This is a genomic window from Candidatus Angelobacter sp., from assembly GCA_035607015.1.
Lineage (GTDB): Bacteria > Verrucomicrobiota > Verrucomicrobiia > Limisphaerales > AV2 > AV2.
In genome coordinates this window covers 1-5,105 of the sequence record DATNDF010000050.1, presented here as the reverse complement: position 1 = coordinate 5,105, position 5,105 = coordinate 1, and the positions used below count along the sequence as shown (strand labels likewise).

6 protein-coding genes are annotated in these 5,105 nt (G+C 61.3%); 3 read left to right on the top strand and 3 right to left on the bottom strand.

Annotated features, from left to right (window positions below):
• The coding region (locus VN887_02100) for a DUF4159 domain-containing protein (GenBank protein ID HXT38793.1) at window positions 1-940 on the top strand (940 nt) is incomplete at its 5' end.
• Between the two features lie 43 nt (window positions 941-983).
• Here the strand turns inward: VN887_02100 and VN887_02095 are convergent.
• The 3 genes from VN887_02095 to VN887_02085 form a co-directional block, all read right to left on the bottom strand.
• Window positions 984-1,379, bottom strand: coding sequence for a translation initiation factor (locus tag VN887_02095; protein HXT38792.1), 396 nt, complete (start codon window positions 1,377-1,379; stop codon window positions 984-986).
• 26 nt (window positions 1,380-1,405) lie between these two features.
• Window positions 1,406-1,849, bottom strand: coding sequence for a hypothetical protein (locus tag VN887_02090; GenBank protein ID HXT38791.1), 444 nt, complete (start codon window positions 1,847-1,849; stop codon window positions 1,406-1,408).
• An 84-nt stretch (window positions 1,850-1,933) separates the two neighbouring features.
• Window positions 1,934-2,587, bottom strand: a complete 654-nt coding sequence (locus VN887_02085; protein HXT38790.1) for a hypothetical protein — start codon at window positions 2,585-2,587, stop codon at window positions 1,934-1,936.
• Between the two features lie 150 nt (window positions 2,588-2,737).
• Here VN887_02085 and VN887_02080 point away from each other — a divergent pair, with 150 nt between their 5' ends.
• Window positions 2,738-3,856 (top strand): hypothetical protein, encoded by a 1,119-nt coding sequence (locus tag VN887_02080; GenBank protein ID HXT38789.1) that lies wholly within the window; start codon window positions 2,738-2,740, stop codon window positions 3,854-3,856.
• A 220-nt stretch (window positions 3,857-4,076) separates the two neighbouring features.
• A partial coding sequence (locus VN887_02075) for a PQQ-binding-like beta-propeller repeat protein (GenBank protein ID HXT38788.1) occupies window positions 4,077-5,105 on the top strand: 1,029 nt, incomplete at its 3' end.

The following is a 5,105-nucleotide window of genomic DNA, read 5'->3' as shown; positions in this document are numbered from 1 at the left end:
GATAATTTTAATGGCGGTGTTTCTAGCGGCTGGTCTCTGCCTCGCCCAATTCCGGCCCCGTCCGGACTTCAACCCCCGCTCCGACCTTGCCGGCAGTTACGTCCGGATTGAAGGCGGGCTCATCGTAAACGAGGACGAGGTCCGCACCGCGCGCGAGACCGACACCCACTCCTCCGGCACCCCCAACTGGACCAACGCTCCGGGCTTTGAGCCGGACGTGTTCACCTTCACACGGGTCATCTTCAAGTCCGATCCCGGCCCGCGCTCGAACCGGGGCTGGATGCGCTGGTTGGGCTGGTGGGTGGATTATCCCGACGCCGACCTGAACTTCTCGTACCGCCTTCAACAATTGACCTCGATCAAAACCGATCCCGACGCACGGGTCCTGAAATTGACCGACCCGATGCTGCATCAGTATCCGCTGCTCTACATGGAGCACGCCGGTTACATGCGGTTGAATGATGACGAGGTCGCAGCCTTAAGGGAATACCTTCTGAGCGGCGGAGCTTTGCTCGTGAACGATTTCTGGGGTTCGGAGGAGTGGGACGGGTTCGCCCGGGAGATGAAAAAGGTTCTGCCGGCGCGGGCATGGACCGAACTGACAACCGATCATCCGGTGTTCCATTGCGTTTACGACCTTCGAGGCTCCATGAGCAGTTTCCAGGTGCCCACCATCCAGTTCTGGAATCCCGACCACGACCCAAACGATCCCCAGTCACCGCCGCTCCAGCGGGTTTACCGTGGCGAAGGCTCCGAGGAAATGCATGTTCGCGCCCTGTTTGACGACCACCAGAGGATGATGGTCCTCGCCATCCACGACAGCGACGTCAGCGATGGTTGGGAACGGGAGGGCGAGAACGAAGATTACTTCAAAACATTCTCCGAGAAGGTGGCCTATCCCCTGGGCATCAATATAATTTTTTATTTGATGACGCATTGAAAGCGGGCTCTGTGCCCCCGCGTATGCCGGTCCAGAGCAGCCTTCAGCCGCCCGCGAAGACGGGGCGAAAGTTCGCCTCTGTGAGGATCCGCGCCACCTCCGTGCGTTTGTCCCCTTGAATCTCGATCTGGCCGTTTTTCACGGTGCCACCGGCGCCGCAGGCCTTTTGCATCGCCCGCGCCAATTGTTCCTTTTCCGGCAGGCCGATGCCGACAAAGTTTTTCACGACCGTCACCGTCTTGCCGCCGCGCCCGGCCTTCACCCGGAGGATGTCCACACGGCCACGATTCTTTTTTGCCGGTTCCGACCCGGTGGAGGGCGCGGAACCCGCCGGCAAACTTTCCGGTGCGGGCGGGAGACCCTCGCTGCACAATGCGTCAAATGGATTATGAGCGAAACCGTGTCCGCTGTCGGTGAGAATGCGTTTGAGTCTGCTCACTGTCGTCGTTTTCCCGCCGGGCCTGTTCATTTCATGTTCCGGAGTCCCTCACGCCTGGCGCGGATTGCCAGGGATCTGGCCTTCCGTTCTCCATGCCTGGAAACCGAGAACACCCTGCGCACTGCCTTGTAAGGTTCCGGACTCCAGGTCGCCATCCAGTATTTCCGCGCCCGCCCCTCCCGGCGCAGCGTCGTCGGATGCACGCCCACGATACCCGACCGGCTTTTTCGCCGGGGAATTTCCGCCCACCAGCGGCGCGGCCTCCGAACCGGCGGCCCGAACTTCTTTCGCAACTTGAGAACGTGGAGGTGCGCGGCGAGCAGGGCATTCTTGCGTCCGCCGTACTGTTTGTCGCTGAAAAATGCGGAATGAATTATGCCCTGTCGTTGCAGCCGCACAAAGTATCCATGATTGTGCTTGGCGGGTTGATCGATCCGGGAAATGCCGGGCGTACGTGAACGGGTCTTCATGGCGTTTGGTTGAACCGGGCCGGTCAGGAAAGCAATGGGACGAGCATCAGGGAGCCAAAGGCGGTAAGACCGGCGTTACTTCACTCATGGCTTGACGTTAACCTTCATCATGCCGTCCCCGTACATCCCGTTCCATGCGTCGGCGTCGTTCAGGTGCCGCGTAATGAACGCCTGCAACGCCCCGGTACCGCCGGTCAACACCACACGATCGTCGGAATAAATGATGTGTTCGATGGCTTTGGGCTCGCGCGTCAACTGCTCCTTGAGCCAGTCGAGCGCCATGCTGCTCATGCGCAGGGCGGGCGCTGTCGCACGGACCCGGAAGAACAGGTGGCCGGGGATCAACGCCGGCGCATACGGGTTGTTCTGAAGTTTCTCGTTCAGTCCTGACTGGACCGGGTAGAGATCGAGGAAACGCGCATCGCCAAGCTTGAACAGGTGCGCCGTGAACGCTGCTTTCTGGTCGTCGATCAAAATTTCGACCGTGTAACTCTTGCCTTCGCCCGGCGTGAAGGTCCAGCGGTCCTTGCTGTCGGGCTTGTCCTTCTCCTTCCAGACGCCCAGCAGGGCCGGATCCTGGATGAGGTCCGATTCGCGATATAATGGATGAAGTGCCGCAGGCACGCAGCCCGCCAGCAGCCATCCGAGGCCGGCCAGGCCGAGGACGAGGGCAGCGCTGATCATCCGGTGATGCGAATACCGGTCAACTTCTGTTCTTAGCCGTCGCGTGTTGTTCATTGCCCGGATTGTGGTGAAAGCAGGTCGCGCGTCAAGGTCGGGCGCGCCTGGCAACCGGCAAGGCCATGCTTCCGTGGCGCCCCCGTTGAAGAGGCGCTGAAGTCCAACATCGCGCTTAACTTTGGGGCGTGAACGTGGTGAAGTGGCGGCATGACACGCCGGCGCGTTCTGCAGGTCGGTCTGGTTCTCATAGCCGCGGGAATTCTTCCCTGTTTCCCGGCCGACCTGGGGCACAAGCAACTCATCGAGTTCGGCTGGGATGAACCGGGAACAACCTTCCTCCGGGAACACATCGCCGAATTGCAGCGGACGCCCTTTGACGGTTGCGTCTTTCACGCCGACTATCGGCGGTCGGATGGCGGGAAAGGGAGCTTCACGTGGGAAGGTTGGGGGACCAACCGCTTTTCCGAAACGGATCTCGACGGGGCCTTCGCGGATCTGAAGACCACGCGTTTCGGGCGGTTTCGCGCGAATTTTCTCCGGTTCAACACGACGCCGGCGAAACTCGACTGGTTCGACGATTATGGCGCCGTGATCGGGAACGCGCGTCTGGCCGCCCGGCTGGCGCGAGCCGGAGGATGCCCGGGACTGCTCTTCGACATCGAGCAATATGAGGGTTCGCTCTTCAATTATCGCAAGCAGCGCGACACCCGCGCGAAGTCATGGGAACTTTACGCCGCGCAATGCCGCAGCCGGGGACGCGAGGTCATGCAAGCCTTTCAGGACGGTGATCCGAACCTCACCGTGTTTCTCACCTTCGGCTACTCGTTGCCCTGGCACCAGAGCAAGGCCGGCCAGCTTGCCCTGGCCGACTGTTCGTACGGTCTGCTCGCTCCGTTCCTCGACGGCATGGTGGAAGCCGCACGGGGTCACGCCCGGTTCGTGGATGGCCACGAACTGTCCTACGGTTTCAAGGAACCCCTTCAGTTCGAGGCGGCCCGCCAAACGATGAAACGGGATCTGCTCCCGATCGTGCGCGATCCGGAGAAATATGCGCGCGTTTTCTCGTCCGGGTTCGGGATCTGGCTGGATCGTGATTGGCGGAACAAAGGGTGGGACGTCGGGGATGTCTCCAAAAACTACTTCACACCCGAGACCTTTACTACGAGCGTGCGCGCGGCGCTCAAAACGTCGGATAAATACGTCTGGATCTATTCCGAGACGCCCCGCTGGTGGTCCGCGGAAGGCAAACCGGTGAAGCTGCCTCCGGCCTACGACGCCGCACTGCGCCGCGCCCGCGGCAACGCGGAAGGCGCGCGCAACCCGTGACCGCCGAAAGCGGCCGGCTCGACGCGGGTAACAAACGGAACACTACGGATGAAGCGGGAGGCACTGCGTCGGAGTCTTCGCCAAATCGGCCCGCCATCAACACCTCACCACAGGTTTTCCAATCCGCGCACATTGCGTCACGACCCCGCGGGTCATATTTTTCTCGAACCAATGGCGTCCCATTTGTAGGGTTTCCGACCAGACACCCGCGAAACACGGTATGAATCGAACCTGTGGCTCCCCGATTCTGTGCCTGGTGGTCCTTTTGTGGCCCCTTGGTCCCGGCGCGGCATCAACACGGGCTGACGCAACAGCGGACTGGCCGGCCTATCTGGGCGACAAGAACAGCAGCCACTACTCGTCGCTGAAACAAATCAACGAGAAGAATGTCCACCGGCTCCGGTTGGCCTGGACCTATCACGCCGGCGATGGACGGGCCGACAATCGTTCGCAGATTCAGTGCAATCCGCTGATCATCGACGGTGTTCTGTACGGCACGTCGCCACAGTTGAAATTGCTTGCCCTCGACGCCGCCACGGGCAGGGAACTTTGGCGCTTCGATCCGTTTGCGCGGGACGGCGACCGCGGCTCCGCGGGCGTGAATCGCGGTGTGGCCTACTGGTCGGAAGGCAAAGACCGGCGGATTTTATTTACGGCGGGTCATTATCTCCACGCCATCGACGCGACGACTGGAAAACCGGTTTCAACTTTTGGGGACGGCGGACGGGTGGACATTCAGCGGGACCTGGGCCGGGACGTGAGCAAGTTGTATGTCATCCCCACAACGCCCGGAATCGTTTTTGGTCATCTGCTGATCCTGGGCGCGCGCGTATCCGAAGGACCGGGACCCGTCGCCCCCGGCCATATCCGCGCCTACGACGTTCGGACCGGCCGGTTGGTCTGGATCTTCCACACGATTCCGCATCCGGGCGAAGCCGGTTATGAGACCTGGCCGCCGGAGGCGTGGAAATACATCGGCGCGGCGAATTGCTGGACCGGCATGGCGGTGGACGAGCGGCGCGGCATCGTTTTCGTGCCGACCGGGTCCGCGGCATTCGATTTCTGGGGCGGGAACCGTCTGGGACAGGACCTGTTTGCAAATTGTCTCATCGCGCTCGACGCTGCTACCGGCCAGCGACTCTGGCATTATCAGTTCGTCCATCACGATCTTTGGGACCGCGACCTTCCCGCACCGCCCAATCTGCTGACCGTCCGGCATAACGGGAAAAAAATCGACGCCGTCGCGCAG

Coding starts and splice junctions, on each gene's coding strand:
- VN887_02090 (HXT38791.1), bottom strand. CDS start 1,849: ATGAAGACCCGTTCACGTACGCCCGGCATTTCCCGGATCGATCAACCC.
- VN887_02085 (HXT38790.1), bottom strand. CDS start 2,587: ATGAACAACACGCGACGGCTAAGAACAGAAGTTGACCGGTATTCGCAT.
- VN887_02080 (HXT38789.1), top strand. CDS start 2,738: ATGACACGCCGGCGCGTTCTGCAGGTCGGTCTGGTTCTCATAGCCGCG.